The sequence below is a fragment of the Streptomyces sp. MBT53 genome (assembly GCF_016654115.1).
Lineage (GTDB): Bacteria > Actinomycetota > Actinomycetes > Streptomycetales > Streptomycetaceae > Streptomyces.
Map to the genome: position 1 here is coordinate 1 of NZ_JAEQAZ010000422.1, position 1,660 is coordinate 1,660.

2 protein-coding genes and 1 pseudogene are annotated in these 1,660 nt (G+C 70.8%); 1 reads left to right on the plus strand and 2 read right to left on the minus strand.

The window, feature by feature from the left end; all coding sequences use genetic code 11:
- A pseudogene (locus JHN45_RS51800) lies at positions 1 to 220 on the minus strand (LLM class flavin-dependent oxidoreductase); the annotation flags it as partial.
- Between the two features lie 85 nt (positions 221 to 305).
- On the opposite strand from JHN45_RS51800, the gene JHN45_RS51805 reads away from it, so the two are divergent.
- Entirely contained in the window at positions 306 to 1,070 is a 765-nt protein-coding gene (locus JHN45_RS51805; RefSeq protein ID WP_201056461.1) for a helix-turn-helix domain-containing protein, read from the plus strand.
- On the opposite strand, the gene JHN45_RS51810 is transcribed toward JHN45_RS51805, so the two are convergent.
- Entirely contained in the window at positions 1,049 to 1,474 is a 426-nt protein-coding gene (locus tag JHN45_RS51810) for a hypothetical protein (protein WP_200717667.1), read from the minus strand. The genes JHN45_RS51805 and JHN45_RS51810 overlap by 22 nt on opposite strands.
- Positions 1,475 to 1,660 lie beyond the last annotated feature (186 nt).

Below are 1,660 nucleotides of genomic sequence, written 5' to 3' on the forward strand. Positions count from 1 at the left end.
CGGCGGCGAGGGCGGCGAGCATCGTGAGGGCTTCGATGCGGGGGGTGATGAGGGAGTCGTTGACGAAGAGGGAGGTGAAGCCGAGGTGTTCGGCGCTGCGGCCGAGGGTGATCAGGTCGCGCGGGTCGTCGTTCTTGGACCATTGGGCGGTTCCGGTGGGGAGGAGTACGCCTAGGCCGATGGGGCTGGCGGCGGTCGAGGGCAGTGCGCCGGTGTTCATGGGCTCGATCGTCGTCGGCGGCGGGTATCGCCTCAATTCCCTGCGCGGAATGGCCGGTTGGGGTGGGGCGTCGTAGAACTGGTCCGTGGACTTTTCCCAGGTGTTGCGTGAGCGTCGTGCGAGTCGTCGGCTGAGTCAGCTGGAGGTGGCTTCGCGGGCCGGGACCACGCAGCGGCATCTCAGTTTCATCGAGTCGGGGCGGTCGGTGCCGGGGCGGAACATGGTCGTACGGCTTGCCGAGTCACTCGAACTGCCGTTGCGGGAGCGGAACGAGCTGTTGTTGGCGGCCGGGTTCGCGCCGGTGTACGCGGAGAGTCCGTTGGAGGGGCCGGTGCTGGCTCCGGTGCGGGCGGCGATCGGGCACATCCTGTGCGGGCATCTGCCGTATCCGGCGGTGGTGGTCGACCGGAAGGGTCAACTGGTCGACGCCAACAGCGCGTTCGGGGTGATCACGGAGGGGGCGGCGGCGGAGTTGGTCGGGCCGGGGGCGAATGTGTACCGGCTGGCGTTGCATCCGGACGGGGTGGCGCCGCGGATCCTCAACCTGGCCGAGTGGGCGAGGCATGTAGTGGCGCGGCTGGGTGGGTTGCCCGAGTTGCGGGCCGAGTTGGCCGGGTATGTGCCGGAACTGGATTCGGGGGAGGGGCAGTTGGGGTTCGCGGTGCCGCTGCGGCTGCGGTCGTCGTACGGGGAGTTGCGGCTGATGACGACGGTGACGACGTTCGCGACCGCGGTGGATGTGACCCTCGCGGAGCTGAAGTTGGAGGCGTTCCTGCCGGCGGACGCGGCGACGGCGCAGGCGTTGGCGGCTGCCGCGGCGGCGGGGGATCAGGCTCCGGGGAACATGTAGTCGGTGCGGATGCGGCCGTCGGTGTCTAGTCCGAGCACCTCCAGCCCGCCGCCGACCACTTCGCCGTCGGCGACGGTGATCGTGTCCCAGTGGAACCGGACCAGGTCGTCGAGGCGTACGGCATCGGTGCGCGCCCGGAACGTGAACTCGCCCTTCTCGACGAAGCGTTGGTAGCTCCGTGTGACGCGGGTCTCGATCGCGTCGTGGCCCTGGGCCCGCAGGGTGGGGTGGTCGAAACCGAGCCCTGCGGCGAGTTCGCGGATCTCGGCGGGCGGCTGCAGAACGTGGGCGCCGTCCTCGGCCCAGAGACTCTCGATCGCCGCCCGGCGGCGGGCGGGATCCGGTTCCGTCCACTGGGCGATGTAGCGGGCGGCGAGGTGCTGGGGGTCGGTCGTCCCGGTCATCCGTGGCTCCTTCGGGCGCTGTGGTCGGTACGGGCCCGATCGTGCTGCGGGCGCGGACGGGGGGCAATTCCCGGCAAGGAGTGGGCGACGGGGGTGGAGCCGGTCTCGGCAGGGAGTGGGCGGGGAATGCCTGGCCGGGAATTGCCCCCCGTCCGCGCCCGCAGCACGATCGGGCCCGTACCGACC